Origin of the sequence: Kribbella pratensis (genome assembly GCF_004366075.1) — a bacterium.
Taxonomy (GTDB): domain Bacteria; phylum Actinomycetota; class Actinomycetes; order Propionibacteriales; family Kribbellaceae; genus Kribbella; species Kribbella pratensis.
The window spans coordinates 2,404,307-2,420,001 of the sequence record NZ_SODU01000001.1 but is presented as its reverse complement, the minus strand read 5'-3'; the positions used below and the strand labels follow the sequence as shown (position 1 = coordinate 2,420,001).

Genomic DNA, 15,695 nt, shown 5'->3' with positions numbered 1-15,695 from the left:
AAGGTCCGGTATGCCTGAGCTTCCCGCACCGCGACCTGTCCTGTGGCCGCTCCGGCCGCAGGCGTCGGCCCGCGTCTCGAGGACGGCCGCTGACGGCCAGGTGCGTGTGACCATCGAGCACGCTCCGCTCGCCGGTGTCACACCGGAGATGCTGGCCTGGTGGTACCGGCACGTGCCCGGCACCATGATGTACGCCGGCACCCGGCAGCCGCGCTACCTCGTCTGGCATCCGCTAGACCACATCTCCTACGAGATCGAGTCGCCAGGTGTCGACGGCGGCGTCAGCCCTGGCGCCCGGCTGCACATCACCGAGGCTCTCGGGCGGAATCTGGACACCCTCATCGACATCCACGTCGGTGTCGAGGAGATCGACGACCGCTCGGCCACGATCGCCAAACGCGTCCTCGGGTCGAGCCTCGTCCGCCTCGAGAACGAGTACCACGCGATCGGCGGCGACACCCGCTACGTCACCCACCTGGTCCTCGGAGACGACACCGTCCACGGCCACCTCCTGCTCAACAAGGTCGCCCGGACGAAGGCGTTCCCGGAGCGCAAACTCGGCCCGTGGATCCGCCACCACATCGAGGAGATCGGCAACCTGGAGAACTTCCTCCCCGACCTCGTCCGCTACCACGCCGACAACGAGCCGTAACTCACGATCTGAGCCGGACGCGCTGGGTCGCGAAGTAGGAGCCGGCGAGGATCAGGACACAGCCGAGCAACTGGAGCGGAGTCGGCCGCTCGCCGAGGATCAGCGCACCCAGAGCGAGGGCGCCGACCGGAGTGAGCATCAGGAGTACGGCGCCGACGTGGCTGGGCAGATGCGGTGACGCCGTGGCGACGAGGAGCCAGCCGAGTACGGTGCCGGCGAGCGCGACACCGGTGAGCCAGCCGATGACCTTCCATCCCGGAGCGAGGTCGACGCCGTGCCACAGCGATCCGGCGGCCAGGGCGACCACGCACGCCGCGGCGATCACCACGGAGTAGTTCTGGATCGGTGAGCCTTGCCGGCCGCCTCGCCGAAGGAGGAACAGGAAGACCGAGTAGCAAACGGCCGCCAGCGTGGCATGAACGGTGCCTGCGAGCGGTTCGGTCCCGGACGCGCCGCCTCCCGCGACCCCTGAGGTGAGAACGACTCCGGCCAGCAGGACCGGTACCCAGGCCAGATAGCGAGCGGTCACGCCTTCGCGATCCGCGACCCACGCCAGCAGGGGAACCAGGACGACTTGTACGTTCACCAGCACCGTCGACAGGCCTGCGCCGACCTCGAAGATCGCTTGCGTCCACAGGAGCATGTCGCCCGCGAAGAAGGCGCCGGCCAGCGCGGCGAACGAGACGTCGCGGCCGCGGAGCGGTCCCCCGCGACGCCTCTCGAACCAGGCGAGGACGATGAGCGGTGGCAGTGCCAGCAGACATCGATAGACACTGGCGGTGCCCGGGGTCGCGCCGGCCAGGTCGATGAGAACCGAGGACACGGACACCAGCAGCGCGCCGACCGCGAGGGTCAGCTGCGCCTGACGATCACTGACGAATCGGCGCCCACTCATCTCTCCGTCAGTGCCCTCAGCACGCGACATCATGCGTGCTGAGGGCGGCCGACCCGATCGGGACTACTCGCCGAAGAGCTGCGGTTCTTTGCCGGGCTCGAGGATGTGGCGGAAGTAAACGGGGTCAGTGAAGGTTGCCGGGACCTTGCCGAGGCCCTGGATGACGGTCGAGGTGCCGTTGGCGTGGCCAACGGCGTACAGGTAGCCGGATCCGGTGTCCTTGTCGATGCCGAGCAGCAGCGATCCATACGCGCCGCACTTCGTGAGCACCAGCGCCTCGAAGCCTTGCCAGGTCGAACTGCGGACCTTCTTGACGATCGGCTTCATGGGCGAGGTCAGGGGGAGCCGGATCGTGTAGAGGGCGCCGCCCCGCGTGGTCGCCAGGAAGGTGTCGTACGTCGACGTCTGGCTGAGCAACGCCATCGTCTTCACCGCCGCGAACCCGCCTGCGGATTGTGGGTTGGTCCAACCGAACCCGCCCTTGGAGTCCCACCGGGTGAGCGTGCCGTTGCTGCGCAGCGAGTAGTGGTTGACCAAGGCCCAGGGATCGGTATCGTTCGGGTAGCTCGACTCGAGGAAGGTCGCGTCACCCCAGCCGCCACCGACCCGGAAGTTGTGGTGCTGCTCCGGGTCGATCTCGCCGTTCTCCTTGACGATGTAGTAGCCGCTGTAGAGGCCCGAGCCGATCACCACGTGGCCGGAGTACATGCGGCCGGGACTGGGGAGGACGAGTCCGTTGGTGATCGCACTGCTCATCCGAGGCAGGCCCTCGGGGTAGATGTCGGGATAGCTCGGCTTCTCCTGCACCGTTGCCGGCGAGCCGGCGGTGATCACGCGGTCCGTGTGACCGCGAGCGGCGGTCACCGACCCGACCTCGATCTTGCACCCCGCGGTGGCGGCCGTGTCAGCAGCGAGTGCCTCGCCCGGAGTCCCGGCGAGAACGCCCGTCACGAGCGCGGCAGCAGCTGCCACACGCCCCGCCGTACAAAGTCGTCTCGACATGGTGATCATCACTCCCCGAACAGCATCGGGTTGTCGCCCGGGCGGAGGACGTGGCGGAAGTAGACGGGGTCGGTGAACGTCTTGGGCACCTTGCCGAGTCCCTTGATGACGGTGGCGGTTCCATTGGCATGACCAACGGCGTACAGGTATCCCGCACCGGTGTCCTTGTCGATGCCGAGCAGGATCGTTCCGTAGACGCCGCACTTCTCGATCACCATCGCCTCGAAGCCCTGCCAGGTCGAGGCGCGGACCTGCTTCACGATCGGCTTCATCGGCGAGGTCCGGGGGATCCGGATCGTGTAGAGCGCGCCGCCTCTGGTGTTCGCCAGGAAGGTGTCGTACGTCGCGGTCTGGCTGATCAGCGCCATCGTCTTGACCGCGGCGAACCCGGTCGCGGTCTGTTTGTTGCTCCAGACCGTCCCGGAACGGTCGTCCCAGCGGGTCAGGGTGCCGTCGCTGCGCAGCGAGTACTTCGAGGTGAGGACCGGGGGATCCGGATACTTCCAGTACGTCGTCGACTCGAGGAAGGTCGCGTCACCCCAGCCGCCGCCCACCCGGCTGAGGCCGACCGTCGGCCGGTCGACCGAGCCGTCCTCCTTGAGCAGATAGCCGCTGCCGTACAGCGTCGAGCCCATCACCACGTAACCGGAGAACCGCCCGCCGGTACCGGTGACGTCCGGATCGTTCTCGAGCGACCCGCTCAGCCGGACTTGGCCGTCAGGGTAGATGTCGGTGTAAACAGGGGTCTCCTGCACCGTCGGCGGCGACGTGGCCGTCACGATCGTGCGCGTGTGGTCGCCGCCGGCCGTCACGGATCCCGGGGCCATGCGGCAGGCTGCGGAGGCGGCCGTACCGGCCGTCGTTCGTGCGGTCGCGACGCCGGTACCGGTCCCCGTCAGGAGAATCGCGGTGGCGGCTGCAGTGAGGGCAGTACTCAGACGAACGGACATCATGGTCCCTCGGGTCACAGTACGTGGTAACGCTTCTGCTTACTCGATACCACGCAGGACCGGAAAGTTGCGCCGGGCACGCACAAACCAACACCCGCCGGCGAATGAAATGATTGATTGATGGATCGACCGCAGGTATTCGCGTACTACTTCCCGGACTGGCACCGCGATCCGCGGAACGCGCAATGGTTCGGCGAGGACTGGGACGAGTGGCAGCTGCTCGAAGCGGCGCGGCCACGGTTCGAAGGGCACCGGCAACCGCGTATCCCCATCGACGGCCGCTTCGACGAGGCCACACCGGCCGCGGCGGAACAGCAGATCCGGCTGGCCAAGCAGTATGGCGTCGACGGCTTCCTGGTCGACTACTACTGGTACGACGACGGTCCCTATCTCCAGGCGGCCCTCGACGACGGGCTGCTCGCCGCCCGGAACAGCAACGACGTCAAGTTCGCGTTGATGTGGGCGAACCACGAACTCGTCGACATCTTCCCGCACGACGACCCATTGAACGACTCACCCCAGCGGCTCAAGAACGGTGCGATCGATCGCGCCGCGTTCGAGAAGCTGGCCAGGCACGTCATCGACAGGTACTTCGCGCGCCCGAACTACCTCACCGTCGACGGCCGCCCGTGGCTGTCGATCTACGAGCTCGGCAGCCTCATCGCCGGCCTCGGCGGAGTCGAGGAGACAGCGGACGCGTTGCAGTGGTTCGACGAACAGACCAGACTGGCGGGCTTCGTGGGACTCCACCTCGATGCGGTGATCTGGGGCGTCGGCGTACTGCCCGCGGCGATCACGCTCGACTCGCCGGCCGGCCTGGTGCGGAGACTCGGCTTCCGGTCCGCGACGTCGTACGTCTGGGTGCATCACGCCGACCTCGCCGGGTTCGAGTTCCCGCGCGCCGAGATCGGGCCGTTGCGCGAGGCTGCCTTCGCCGACTACGAGCGGTACGTCGCGGAACTCGACATACCGTTCTACCCGAATGTGACCGTCGGGTGGGACGCGTCCCCGCGCACCGACCAGAGCCGCCCGTTCGAGCGCGGCCGCTACCCGTGGACAACGACGTTCGATCCGACGCCTGAGGAGTTCAGGGACGGATTACTGCTGGCCAAGTCCTTCCTCGAACGCCACCGCCAACCACATCCGATCATCACCGTCAACGCCTGGAACGAGTGGACCGAGGGCTCGGCCCTGCTCCCCGACACCCACAACGGCTACGCCTACCTCGAGAAGATCCGAGACGTGTTCGGCTGAGAACGGGCGCACCTCGTCCCTGGAGGGGCGCGGCTGGCGGATTCGGAGTGGATGCGATAATGATAACGGTTGTCATTTCACTCCGCTCGAAGGTTGGTTCTGCCATGAGTCGCAGACTGTTCGCTGTGCCCGCTGTTGTCACCGTCGTCGCTCTGGGGCTGAGCGGCTGCTCGGGCGGTGCCGCCGCCGGGTCCACCTCGTCGCCCGGCGCGTCCGGCGGCGCGAAGATCAAGGTGGTCGCGTCGACCGACGTCTGGGGCGATCTGGCCGGCACCGTCGGTGGCGAGAAGGTCGAGGTCACCTCGATCATCACCAGCCCGGATGCCGATCCGCACGAGTACGAAGCGAACACCCGCAACCAGTTGGCGCTGGCCGATGCCGCGGTGGTGCTCGAGAACGGCGGGGGCTACGACGACTTCATGGACCGGATGCTGAAGAGCGCCGAGAACACCTCGGCGACCGTGCTGAACGCGGTGACCATCTCCGGCAAGAAGGCGGCCGGAGGCGAGGAGCTCAACGAGCACGTCTGGTACGACTTCCCGACGGTCGCGAAGGTCGTCGATCAGATCCAGCAGGCCTACGCCAAGGCGGCGCCCGGCGACGCGTCGACGTTCCAGCAGAACGCGGCCGCGCTCAAGCAGAAGATCGAGGCGCTGACCCAGGAGGAGGCGACCCTGAAGGCGAAGTACGACGGTCAGCCTGTCGCCATCACCGAGCCGGTGCCGGTCTACCTGCTCGACGCGGTCGGCCTGCAGAACAAGACTCCGGACGAGTTCAGCGAGGCCATCGAGGAGGACACCGACGTACCGGCGAAGGTACTGAACGAGACCTTGCAGCTGTACAGCAGGCACGAGGTCAAGCTGCTCGCGTACAACGCGCAGACCACCGGTCCGGAGACCGAGAAGGTGCTGACCGCCGCCAAGCAGAACAACATCCCGGTGGTACCGGTCACCGAGACCCTCCCGAGCGGCGAGGACTACGTGGGCTGGATGTCGGCGAACCTCACGGCGGTCGGCGCCGCACTCGGGCAGTGAGCGTCGTACTGCGCCTGGAGCGGGCCGCGCTCGGCTTCGGGGCTCGCAGGCTCTGGGAGGGTCTCGATCTCGAGGTCAGCAGTGGCGAGTTGATCGCCGTACTGGGCGCCAACGGGTCGGGCAAGTCGAGCCTGCTGAAGGTCGTTCTCGGCCAGGTCCCGTTGTGGTCCGGATCCGCGACGTTCCTTGGTACGCCGGTACGGCGGGGCGATCGGCGGATCGGATACGTACCGCAACAGCGGCTGGCCGAGGACGGCGTACCGCTCCGCGGCCGGGACCTCGTGGCGCTCGGGGTGGACGGGCACCGGTGGGGTGTTCCGATCCCGTCCCGGGCGCGGCGTCAGCGGGTCAACCAGTTGCTCTCGTCGGTCGGAGCGGAGGCCTACGCGTCCACTCCGCTGTCGTCGCTGTCGGGCGGCGAGCAGCAAAGGTTGCGGATCGCGCAGGCGCTGGCGGCCGATCCGCGGCTGCTGTTGTGCGACGAACCGCTGCTGTCGCTCGACCTGCCGCACCAACGGCTGGTCAGCGATCTGGTCGACGACGCCCGCCGGCGGCTCGACCTCGGCGTCCTGTTCGTCACCCACGACATCAACCCGATCCTCGACAAGGTCGATCGGGTGCTCTACATCGCGAACCACCGGTTCCGGATCGGTACGCCGGACGAGGTGATGACCACCGACGTACTGAGTGAGCTGTTCGACGCCCCGGTCGAAGTGATCCGGCACAACGGACGGATCCTAGTCGCGGGTGTGCCGGACCAGGACCCGTACCACCACCCGGAAGCGGCGGTGCTCCGGTGATCGGCCTGGACAGTCTCGGCACAGTCTGGTCGGAGATCTTCGACTTCTCCGATTACAGACAACTCCTGCCCCTGTTGAAGAACTCGATCATCGCCTGCGTCGTGCTCGGCATCGTCGGCGGCCTGATCGGCGTGTTCGTGATGATGCGCGACATGGCGTTCGCCGTGCACGGCGTCAGTGAGCTGTCCTTCGCCGGCGCGGCGGCCGGCCTGCTTTTCGGCGCCGGCGTCGTCACTGGGGCACTTCTCGGCTCGCTGACGGCAGCGCTGTTGATCGGCGTACTCGGTGCGCGCGCCCGGGACCGCAACTCGGTGACCGCCGTCCTGATGCCGTTCGGCCTCGGACTCGGGATCCTGTGTCTCGGCCTCTACCACGGACGGGCGGCGAACAAGTTCGGCCTGCTCACCGGGCAGATCGTGGCGATCGACGATCCGCAGGTCACGTCGCTCATCGTCATCTCCGCCGTCGTGGCAGTCGGTCTGGTGGTGATCTGGCGGCCGTTGCTGTTCGCGAGTACGGACGCGGACGTTGCCGCTGCCCGCGGTGTCCCGGTCGGCGTCCTGTCGATCGTCTTCATGATCCTGCTCGGTCTCGCGGTCGCGGTCTCGGTCCAGATCGTCGGCGCACTCCTGGTGCTCTCGCTCCTGGTCACACCCGCGGCCGCAGCGCTACGGGTCTCCTCGTCACCGGTCTGGGTTCCACTGCTCAGCACGGCCTTCGCCGTGGTCGCGTCGGTCGGAGGAATCCTGCTCGCCGCCGGCAGTTCGATCCCGATCAGCCCTTACATCACAAGCATCTCCTTCGCCATCTACCTGTCCTGCCGCCTCCTGTCCGTACGCCGCACCTCGCATCGATCGCCCGAGCCGGCGCACGCCACCTGACGTGAGGAACTCGTCTGGCCTAGGGAGCTTGGGTCGTGCCGGTCGTTTTCTTGCGCCGTCGTGGTTCTGCTGACCGTGGCGGCGTTCGACGCATGTGGTCGCGCGCGCGGGCGAGGATGTCGGCGAGTGTCTCGATGTCGGAGCGGGACAGTGGGGCGAACAGCAGGTCGTCGAGCACCGCGATGTGACCAGGGAAGACCCTCGCGAGCACGGCACGTCCCTCGTCGGTGATGGTGACGGTGGTGCTGCGCTCGTCGTCGGAGGACGGCGTCCGGGTCACCAGGTCCCGCTTCTCCAGCGTCTGGGCCTGGTAGGTCAGTCCGCTGCGGCTGTAGACGACACCGTCGGCCAGATCGGTCATCCGCTGACTGCCCGTCGGGGAGTCACCGAGGGTGGCCAGGAGCTGGAACTGCACGTAGCTGAGATCTCCGGCCTCTCGCAGCTGCTGCTCGACGGCGTGCTTCAGCAGGCTGCTCGCCTCGATGAGGGCGAAGTACGCGCCCAGCTGCGTGGCGTCCAGCGAAGGCCGCGGTGAGGTCATGGGCCGAGTTTATCAGTGCTTCTAACTCGAAGTACTTGCTTCGACTTCGAAGCAGAGGTACGGTGGTACTCAGTTGCTTCGAATCCGAAGCACATCGCCGAAGGGAAGAAATCATGAAGGCAGTACGGTTCCACGCAACGGGCGGCCCGGAGGTTCTGCGCTACGAGGATGCCGAGCAGCCGGTCCCCGGCGCCGGTGAGGTGCGCATCCAGGTCGCCGGGTCGGCGTACAACCCGGCCGACGGCGGCATCCGCGGCGGTTTCCTGCCGATCCCGGTGACGCTGCCGCACGTTCCGGGCTACGACGTCTCCGGCACGATCGACGCGCTCGGCGACGGGGTGGAGGGCCTCACCGTGGGCGAGAACGTCGTCGGGTTCATCCCCATGAACGCTGATGGTTCGGCAGCGCAGTACGTCGTCGCGCCGGCGAGCGCACTGGTGAAGGCGCCGGTGCGTATCCCGCTTGCCGATGCCGCCGGGCTGCCGTCGGTCGGGCTCACCGCCTCACAGGCACTCTTCGAGGCCGGCCAACTCAAGGCCGGTCAGCGGGTGCTGATCAACGGTGCCGGCGGCCCTGTGGGCGGGTACGCCGTGCAGTTGGCCAAGCGCGCCGGTGCGTACGTCATCGCCACCGCGAGCCCTCGCAGCAGCGAGATCGTCAAGGCGGCCGGTGCGGACGAGATCATCGATCACACGGCCACCTCTGTGCTCGATGCGGTCGCCGAGCAAGTCGACGTACTGCTCAATCTGGCCCCGATCACCCCGGACGGGTTCACCGCACTGGTCACACGGGTCCGCGATGGCGGCGTGGTCGTTTCCACGACCCCGACCGTGACGACGCCAGGCGACGATGAGCGCAACGTGCGCGCGGCCACGATCTTCGTCCACCCCGACGCGGATGTGCTCTCGAACCTCGTCGCCCTCATCGACAGCGGCGACCTCCACGTCGAGATCGCCCGGCGCGTGCCGCTGAGCGAGCTGCCCGCGATCCACCAGCAGGCCGAGGCTGGACAGATCCACGGCAAGGTCGTGGCCGTCCCACCCGCCGTCTGACTTGCTGAAGGTTGGGCTGCTGCAGGCCGTGTCTGTTGGCTGTTCTTCCGAGCCCGGCGCCGGGGGAGCGCCGCGGGCGTAGTGTGGGAGGACAGTGTGCGATTGGCAGTGACCGTGAGCATCTAGTTCATGACCTGCAGGCAGCGCGCAGTGCCGATGAGAGGGAAGCGATGGATGTGCTACCCACACCTTTACTGCGGCCGATGATGTTCCGGTGAGCGCCGACGAGCGGGCAGATCTCGCCGATCTGCGAGAGGCGGAGCTGGAGACGCGCGAAAGAGCCGTCGAGGACAAGGAGTCTGCGGCGCTGCTCCGTGACCGGAAGAACCGAGCCATCCTCGAGGCCGCCGAGGAGCGCGACGAGCGGGCTGACGAGCGCGACGTGGCTGCGGATGCGCGCGACCGAGCCGCCAGCCTGGACTCGTTCCTCGGTGACGCCGATTACAGCCCTGGGTACAAGTCCAGGATGTCGGCCGGCCTGGATCGGCAGGATTCGAAAGGCGACCGGACCTCGGCCGCCGACGACCGGAGCAATCTGACCCAAGACAGCCGGGAGCAGTCCCAGCCCGACGACCAGGAGACGGGTTCCGGCGGTGCCGTCACCGACTAGTAGCCGGGGAAGACCTTTCGGAGCTCGTCGAGTGTGACGTTGCCGGTCACGCTCACACCCGCGGCGTGCTCGGTGCCGAGCCGGCCGGTCAGCAGCCGCACTACGGCCTCTGCGGGACCTTCGAAAGTGGCCGTCGGGTCGCCGACCGCGTTGGTCACGGTGACCGTGTCGGTGATCTCGATACCGCCGCCTGGGATCGCCAGACGGACCTCCTGCTCCAGCTGGTCGGCCTTGCCGGAGAGACCGAGGAGGAAACCCAGGGGCCCGCTGAAGAGCTCGATGAGCAGCTCGGCCGAGTCCGGATCCAAGGTCGCCGACGGGTCGACTCCGACACGTACATCCCAGGAATGGTTGGCGACCTCGTTCAGCCGCAGGCCGAGCGCGACCACCAGCGGCACCGGCTGCGGCAGAATGCCCAGGTCGATCTGGCGATCACGCTGCTCGGGACTGAGCCCGTCGACGGTGTCGAGGTACGCCGCGTTGTGTTTGACGAACGCGGCCGCCTGGTCGGCCGGCGACGAGGCGTCCCAGCGGGCCCAGATCGCCTGGTTGTCCTCGGCGTCGACCTGCTCGCCTGCGGCGATCGCGATCGGTTTGCGAGAGATCTCGGCACCGCTGCCGAGGTGCGAGAGCGCCTGAGCGACGGTCCACTCCGTCGCCCCGCTGCGGGCCCTCAACTGTTGCTCGGACAAGGTCGGCACCAACGCAGCGAGGGCATCGTGGTTGGCACGCAGCGCCGCGACGGCGCGGTCGACAAGAGTAGTCACACGGGCCTCAACCTCGCAGCCCACAACTTTCTTCCGCCCGGCTGAGTAGTAGTACCGATTCCGGGGGCGGTGGGGCCGGGCAGTCTGCTGGGTATGTCGAAGATCTGGGTGTTCTGCGGTGCCGTGGTCGTCACGATTGTCGCGGTCGTGCTGGTCGCGATCGCCGACGTACCACTCCAGGAGATCCTGTCGTTGTTCCTCGGCGTACTGTGCCTGCTCTGGTTGATTCTGCTGCTGACTGTGCCGTGGAACCTTTATTTCCAGGCGCACGCGCTGATTCACGAGATCCGGACGAGCCGTGACCGCGGCATCGACGTACCGGCCGACCGGGAGCCGGAGGCACGACGCATCGCCTCCCGAATGCGCTGGTTCGCGGTGGGGTCGCACCTGGTGTCGGCGGCACTCGTTGCCCTGATCACCTATCTGTCCGACGGTGCGATCGGCTACTACCTGGCCGGCCTCTACCTGGTCAGCTCGTTCTTCCGCCCGGCCGGCGCCTACTTCGGCTACCTGCGCGAGCGGATGACCACCATGCTGCAAGACGTCAAGCACCCCCGCGACGACGTGATCGAAACCCTTCGCCGCCTGGACACCATGAAGGCCGACCTCGAGACCCTGCACGACGCATCAGACGATCAACGCCGCCGCCTCACTCACCTGGAGCAAAGCCTCGCGACCGCCGAAGCCGGCGCCACGGCCCGAGACAGAGCCTTGCACGCCAAGGTGGACGCTCACGCCCGCCAGTTCGAACACTTCCTGACCCGCCTCACCGACAACCAGGAAGTAATAGCCGGCCTCAAAGCCTTCCTCCGTCTGGCCCGGTCGGAACTCAGCTGACGCCTCAGCTCTCGGCTTCTTTCTCGACCTTCTTCTGGAGTTCGTCCTTGCTCAGGCCCGAGGTGCCGGAGATGCCCGCGTTTCCGGCTTGCTGGGCGAGTTGTTCGCGGGTCATGTCGCCGGGTTGCTCGCCGAGGTGTTGTTTGCGGCTGGCAACGAAGGCTTCGCCGAGCTCGGTACGGCGTTCGTCGGACAGGTTGGACCGCATACCAGGCAGAACCTTGGTCTCTTCCTCCTCGACGTGGTGCGACACCGCGTCGATGAGGTTCTGCAGAACCTGGTCGAACTGGTCCGATTCCGGATCGGTCGCGGCGAGTTTCGCCAGCAACTGGTCGGCCTCGATGTGCTCCTGCTGACTGTGCGAGACCTCTTCCTTCTCGCCGGCCTCGGCGGCCGCGACCGGGTAGACCTCCGCCTCTTCGGCGCGGCTGTGAGCGGTGAGCAACGTGGTCAGCACCGGCAGCAGGTTCGGACGCTTCTCGGGGCTGTCCTTGAGCTCGTCGAACAGTCGCTCGACCTCACGGTGGTCCTGCATGATCAGATCGACAACGTCACTGGCCATCTCATTCGTCCTTTCACCCGTTGTGGTGATCACCCAGTACCCGGCTCTATGCAGCCATGGAGCACCTGCGATCGTGTTGGCCAGCACCGAAGTGTCAGTACCGCAGGTGTCCGCTTGGCTGTCACAGGGAGTTGAACGTGCAGGACGATGTTGTCGACCCCGTTGCCCACAATCGGGCAGCCTGGGACAAGTATGTCCAAGAGGGCAACGAGTGGTCGACGCCGGTGACTACTGAGGAAGTCGAGCGCGCCCGAAGGGGCGACTGGTCGATTGTTCTCATCGGGCATGAGCCGGTCGACCGCTCCTGGCTGCCGACGGACCTGACCGGCAAGGACGTGTTGTGTCTGGCCTCCGGCGGTGGCCAGCAGGGTCCGATCCTTGCCGCCGCAGGCGCGCGGGTCACCGTGTTCGACAACTCACCCGGCCAGCTCGGCCAGGACCAGATGGTGGCGGCGCGCGACGGACTCGAGCTGCGCACCGTCCTGGGCGACATGAGCGACCTCAGCGCCTTCGGCGACGCGACATTCGACGTCGTGTTCCATCCGGTCTCCAACCTGTTCGTACCGGACTTGGCACCGGTGTGGCGGGAGTGCTTCCGGGTCCTGCGACCGGGCGGAAGCCTGCTCGCGGGCTTCCTCAACCCCGATGTGTACTTGTTCGACCACGAGGCGCTCGACGAGCGCGGCGAGCTGATCGTCGTGCACAAGCTGCCGTACAGCGATGTCACGCAGTACTCGGCCGAGGAACGCGCCACGAAGTTCGGCGCGGATGCCGCTCTTGAATACAGCCACACCCTCACCGCCCAGATCGGCGGGCAGCTCGCCGCGGGGTTCGTCCTCACCGGCTTCGCCGAAGCACCGCACCAGTCCGACGCATCCGCTCAGTACATGTCGCACTATTTCGCGACGCTGGCGGTCAAGCCGAGCTGACCCAGCAGGCCGACACGACCGCGGTCCGGAACGCCGGTGTCCCCCGGGGGATCGCCAGCAGATCCATCACCCCGAAGAGGGCCGCGAGAAGGGCTCCCACGATGCCGATGCCGATCAGCCACCCGCCCTGTGCATGTGGCTCATGATTCCTCCGCGACCTCAGTCGCCTATTTCGCCAGTACCCATTGGCGATAGAGGCCATTCCCTGCTCGGGAAGGAGCTGTGGGCCGTCTCAGGCGGGTTCGATGAGGACTTGTGGTGGTTGGCCGTTCGACCACTTCGCGGCCCATTGGGTTGCGAACTGGAGGTCTGCCGGGGTGTCGCGAGGTAGGAGGACCGGTGCCGGGGCGAGGTTGCGCTGGCGGTCTGCTGTCTTTCGGAGGTCGGCGGTGACGTCGGCGAAGCGGTGTCCGACGGGCTTGACGCGGTTGTGTACGTCGAGCAGACCGAGGTCGTACTCGAGTGGCGCGAAGCCGCCGTGATCGGGTCGGATGTCGTGCGATGCCCACCAGGACAATCCGGAGACTCCGGGAACCGACAGGGCCTGACGGATCAGTTGTTCAGCGGCGTCCTCGACGGCGACGTCGGAGACCCATTCCGGGGCGATGCCGATTTCCTGCACCCAGATCGGCCGTGGGGTGGTTTGATGTGCCGCCGCGACCTGGGCGAGGTACGCGCCGATCGACCAGGCCAGGTCGTTGTTCTCGCCGAAGTGGTCGAGGAAGCCGCTGAAGTAGGGCCAGGCGTGGACGGTGGTGATGTCGGGTTCGTTGGCGAGGAGGGCCGCCTGAAACCGATCTTGTCGGTGGTCCACGGCTGGTGGTCCGCGCCGAGGACGACGGGCAGGTCCGGCGCCGCGGATCGTACGGTCCCGATCAGGGCGCGCGCCCAGCTGTCCAGGTCCTCCTGGGTGACGGTCTGTGGTTCGTAGCCGACCAACATGTTCGGTTCGTTGCCGAGGTCGATGCCGGCGCCGGCTGGGTGACCGGACACGAGCTCGGCGACTTCGCGGAGCAGGAGCTGGGCGGCGGAGATCGCCAGTGGGTCGGTGAAGAGGTTGTGCTTCGGTAGCCACGGAGGACGGAAGACCCAGCCGGAGAGGAACCCGTTCAGGACGGTGACCCAGACATCCAGGCCAACGTCGTGCGCGCGGTCGAGCACGATGGACAGCCGAGACATCGCGCTGGCCGACACGGAGGTCGGGAAGGGCTGGAAGACCGGCCACAGGCATTGGATGCGAATGTGGTCGCAGCCGAGCGCGGAGATCGCGGTCAGATCGTCGGCGATCGAGTTCTCGTCGAAGTCCAGCCAGGCGCTCCACCATTGCTCGCGCGGCACATAGTTGACCCCGAAGGCGGGCCGGTCCGGGGCCATCATCGGGCCCCGTCAAAGGTGTTCCACGTGATGACCTGCCCCCGGTCGACGAGCCGGTTCTGGAGGTCGGCGATGTCGAGGTTCTGTACGTCGGTCTGCGCGCGGAGTGACTGCACCGCCGCGACGGCCGCGGATTCGGCCAGCACGCAGAAGACCGGCTCCATGCGTGTCGCGGCATAACCGATGTGGGAGGCCGACAGGCAGACCGGAACCAGAAGGTTGCCGCAATCGGCCCTTCTCGGCGTGATGGCCCGGTAGGGAACGGGGTACGGATGGCCGGTGCCGAGGTGACCGCCGATGAACATGTCGCCTTCGGTCGCCACGCCGAGCTGCCCGGTCTCCGGGTCGCGGTCCGGGATCCGTCGTACCGGATAGACGTCCACGCCGAAGAGCGCGAGGCCGATGCCGTCGCCCGGACGGGTCTGGTTGCTCACGTCGTCGTGTGTGACGGTGTAGACGCCGTCGAGGCGTCGCGCCGCCCGCACATACAGTTGCGGCGGCCAGCCTTCGGTCTCCGGAAAGACGCTCGCATCGAGGCCGTACGCCGCTGTTTCCGCGCGGAACTCTGCCGGTACGGCGGGATCGGTCGACAGGAAGTGGTGGAGTCCGCGCAGGTAGTCGATGTGGTGGCGCCAGATCCGGGACCGGTCGTCCCAGTTGCCGTTCTGGTACGCGCGGCTCACTCCGAGCGGAGCGTTGGTGATCAGGGATGCGCGCTGATAGTTGTACTCACCCGAGTTGATCCATCCGGGGAAGATCCCGCGGAGGGCTTCGAGGTTCGGACCGAGGTGCTCGACATAGCGTCGTACCAGCTCGTAGTCGGCAGGGGAGTAGCCGTCGGGCGGAGTGAGGTCCGCGCGGCGAGCCGGGTCGGTCGTGACGTAGAAGCGGTAGTTGTATGCCTGCGTGTAGTCGTCGGCCGCGCCTATGGGCAGACCGTGGTCCGGCTCGAGGAGGGGGAGCAGTCCGCTGGTGCTGTCTCCGGGCACCACGTACGGGTCGATCGGCGTCCAGTTGGTGACCGGGTGGACGCCGGCCAGGTCTTCACCGTAGGCATCGCGCGCCTCGCGCCCGGTGCGGTAGGGGACGCCGGCGAGTGCCATCAGATCGCCCTCGTACGACGCGTCGATGAAGACTGCCGCGCGGACGTCGCCGCCGGGCACGGACTCCGAGGCCGGGAGTGGAGCGCCCCACTTGTCCGGTCCCGAGGTCTCCAGGTGGATGGCGGTGATGCGGTTGCCGTCGCGGGTGACGGAACGGGCGCGGTGCTCGAAGATCACCTCGATGCCCGCACCGGCGACCCAGTCCTGGAATGCGCGCTGGACGTCGTGAGGGTTGTTGCCGAACCCGAAGACCGTCGTACTGGTGAGACCGCCGACGGCTGCCGGGATCGGGCAGTCCTGGGCCGGCTTGATACCGGCGCTGAGCATGCCGCCGAGCCATCGACTCGGCTCGATCAGGACGACCGATGCGCCTTCCTGATGAGCGGTCATCGCGGCAACGCAACCCGCGGGGGTACCTCCGTAGACACAGACATCGACCATGACCTGCACTC

19 protein-coding genes are annotated in these 15,695 nt (G+C 67.2%); 11 read left to right on the top strand and 8 right to left on the bottom strand.

Annotated features, from left to right (window positions below; all coding sequences use genetic code 11):
- The first annotated feature begins 10 nt into the window (after positions 1 to 10).
- The gene (locus EV137_RS11575) at positions 11 to 652 is read left to right on the top strand and encodes a hypothetical protein (RefSeq protein WP_134000935.1); all 642 of its coding nucleotides are present in this window, start codon (positions 11 to 13) and stop codon (positions 650 to 652) included.
- A 1-nt stretch (position 653) separates the two neighbouring features.
- On the opposite strand, the gene EV137_RS11570 is transcribed toward EV137_RS11575, so the two are convergent.
- The 3 genes from EV137_RS11570 to EV137_RS11560 form a co-directional block, all read right to left on the bottom strand.
- Positions 654 to 1,547, bottom strand: a complete 894-nt coding sequence (locus EV137_RS11570; RefSeq protein WP_134128409.1) for a DMT family transporter — start codon at positions 1,545 to 1,547, stop codon at positions 654 to 656.
- A 63-nt stretch (positions 1,548 to 1,610) separates the two neighbouring features.
- Positions 1,611 to 2,549, bottom strand: coding sequence for a hypothetical protein (locus EV137_RS11565; protein ID WP_238175235.1), 939 nt, complete (start codon positions 2,547 to 2,549; stop codon positions 1,611 to 1,613).
- An 8-nt stretch (positions 2,550 to 2,557) separates the two neighbouring features.
- Entirely contained in the window at positions 2,558 to 3,499 is a 942-nt protein-coding gene (locus EV137_RS11560; RefSeq protein ID WP_238175234.1) for a hypothetical protein, read from the bottom strand.
- 120 nt (positions 3,500 to 3,619) lie between these two features.
- On the opposite strand from EV137_RS11560, the gene EV137_RS11555 reads away from it, so the two are divergent.
- The 4 genes from EV137_RS11555 to EV137_RS11540 all read left to right on the top strand — a co-directional run bounded on the left by EV137_RS11555 (position 3,620) and on the right by EV137_RS11540 (position 7,468).
- Entirely contained in the window at positions 3,620 to 4,753 is a 1,134-nt protein-coding gene (locus EV137_RS11555) for a glycoside hydrolase family 99-like domain-containing protein (RefSeq protein ID WP_134128407.1), read from the top strand.
- Between the two features lie 104 nt (positions 4,754 to 4,857).
- Entirely contained in the window at positions 4,858 to 5,787 is a 930-nt protein-coding gene (locus EV137_RS11550) for a metal ABC transporter solute-binding protein, Zn/Mn family (RefSeq protein ID WP_134128405.1), read from the top strand.
- On the top strand, positions 5,784 to 6,587 hold the full coding sequence (locus tag EV137_RS11545) for a metal ABC transporter ATP-binding protein (RefSeq protein ID WP_134128403.1): 804 nt from the start codon (positions 5,784 to 5,786) through the stop codon (positions 6,585 to 6,587). Before EV137_RS11550 ends, EV137_RS11545 begins: the two co-directional genes overlap by 4 nt.
- A gap of 5 nt (positions 6,588 to 6,592) precedes the next feature.
- Positions 6,593 to 7,468, top strand: a complete 876-nt coding sequence (locus EV137_RS11540; RefSeq protein ID WP_202870984.1) for a metal ABC transporter permease — start codon at positions 6,593 to 6,595, stop codon at positions 7,466 to 7,468.
- 19 nt (positions 7,469 to 7,487) lie between these two features.
- Here the strand turns inward: EV137_RS11540 and EV137_RS11535 are convergent, their stop codons facing one another.
- The gene (locus EV137_RS11535) at positions 7,488 to 8,009 is read right to left on the bottom strand and encodes a MarR family winged helix-turn-helix transcriptional regulator (RefSeq protein WP_134000916.1); all 522 of its coding nucleotides are present in this window, start codon (positions 8,007 to 8,009) and stop codon (positions 7,488 to 7,490) included.
- Between the two features lie 113 nt (positions 8,010 to 8,122).
- On the opposite strand from EV137_RS11535, the gene EV137_RS11530 reads away from it, so the two are divergent.
- The gene (locus tag EV137_RS11530) at positions 8,123 to 9,061 is read left to right on the top strand and encodes an NADP-dependent oxidoreductase (protein WP_134128399.1); all 939 of its coding nucleotides are present in this window, start codon (positions 8,123 to 8,125) and stop codon (positions 9,059 to 9,061) included.
- Between the two features lie 214 nt (positions 9,062 to 9,275).
- Positions 9,276 to 9,671: a hypothetical protein gene (locus EV137_RS11525; RefSeq protein ID WP_134128397.1), complete on the top strand. Its 396-nt coding sequence runs from the start codon at positions 9,276 to 9,278 to the stop codon at positions 9,669 to 9,671.
- Here the strand turns inward: EV137_RS11525 and EV137_RS11520 are convergent.
- On the bottom strand, positions 9,668 to 10,438 hold the full coding sequence (locus EV137_RS11520) for a maleylpyruvate isomerase family mycothiol-dependent enzyme (RefSeq protein ID WP_134128395.1): 771 nt from the start codon (positions 10,436 to 10,438) through the stop codon (positions 9,668 to 9,670). The genes EV137_RS11525 and EV137_RS11520 overlap by 4 nt on opposite strands.
- Before the next feature lie 93 nt (positions 10,439 to 10,531).
- Here EV137_RS11520 and EV137_RS11515 point away from each other — a divergent pair, with 93 nt between their 5' ends.
- Complete coding sequence (locus EV137_RS11515) at positions 10,532 to 11,275, top strand: hypothetical protein (RefSeq protein ID WP_134128393.1); 744 nt, start codon at positions 10,532 to 10,534, stop codon at positions 11,273 to 11,275.
- Between the two features lie 4 nt (positions 11,276 to 11,279).
- Here EV137_RS11515 and EV137_RS11510 read toward each other — a convergent pair whose 3' ends face one another.
- On the bottom strand, positions 11,280 to 11,837 hold the full coding sequence (locus EV137_RS11510) for a hemerythrin domain-containing protein (RefSeq protein WP_134128391.1): 558 nt from the start codon (positions 11,835 to 11,837) through the stop codon (positions 11,280 to 11,282).
- Between the two features lie 137 nt (positions 11,838 to 11,974).
- On the opposite strand from EV137_RS11510, the gene EV137_RS11505 reads away from it, so the two are divergent.
- Positions 11,975 to 12,766 (top strand): class I SAM-dependent methyltransferase, encoded by a 792-nt coding sequence (locus EV137_RS11505; RefSeq protein WP_134128389.1) that lies wholly within the window; start codon positions 11,975 to 11,977, stop codon positions 12,764 to 12,766.
- Between the two features lie 232 nt (positions 12,767 to 12,998).
- Here the strand turns inward: EV137_RS11505 and EV137_RS41410 are convergent, their stop codons facing one another.
- Entirely contained in the window at positions 12,999 to 13,580 is a 582-nt protein-coding gene (locus tag EV137_RS41410) for a glycoside hydrolase 5 family protein (RefSeq protein WP_238175233.1), read from the bottom strand.
- Positions 13,581 to 13,585: 5 nt separating this feature from the next.
- On the opposite strand from EV137_RS41410, the gene EV137_RS41405 reads away from it, so the two are divergent.
- Entirely contained in the window at positions 13,586 to 13,837 is a 252-nt protein-coding gene (locus EV137_RS41405) for a hypothetical protein (RefSeq protein ID WP_238175232.1), read from the top strand.
- Positions 13,838 to 13,928: 91 nt separating this feature from the next.
- Positions 13,929 to 14,108: a hypothetical protein gene (locus EV137_RS41400; protein WP_238175231.1), complete on the top strand. Its 180-nt coding sequence runs from the start codon at positions 13,929 to 13,931 to the stop codon at positions 14,106 to 14,108.
- 31 nt (positions 14,109 to 14,139) lie between these two features.
- Here EV137_RS41400 and EV137_RS11485 read toward each other — a convergent pair whose 3' ends face one another.
- Positions 14,140 to 15,684 (bottom strand): FAD-dependent oxidoreductase, encoded by a 1,545-nt coding sequence (locus EV137_RS11485; RefSeq protein WP_166679834.1) that lies wholly within the window; start codon positions 15,682 to 15,684, stop codon positions 14,140 to 14,142.
- Positions 15,685 to 15,695 lie beyond the last annotated feature (11 nt).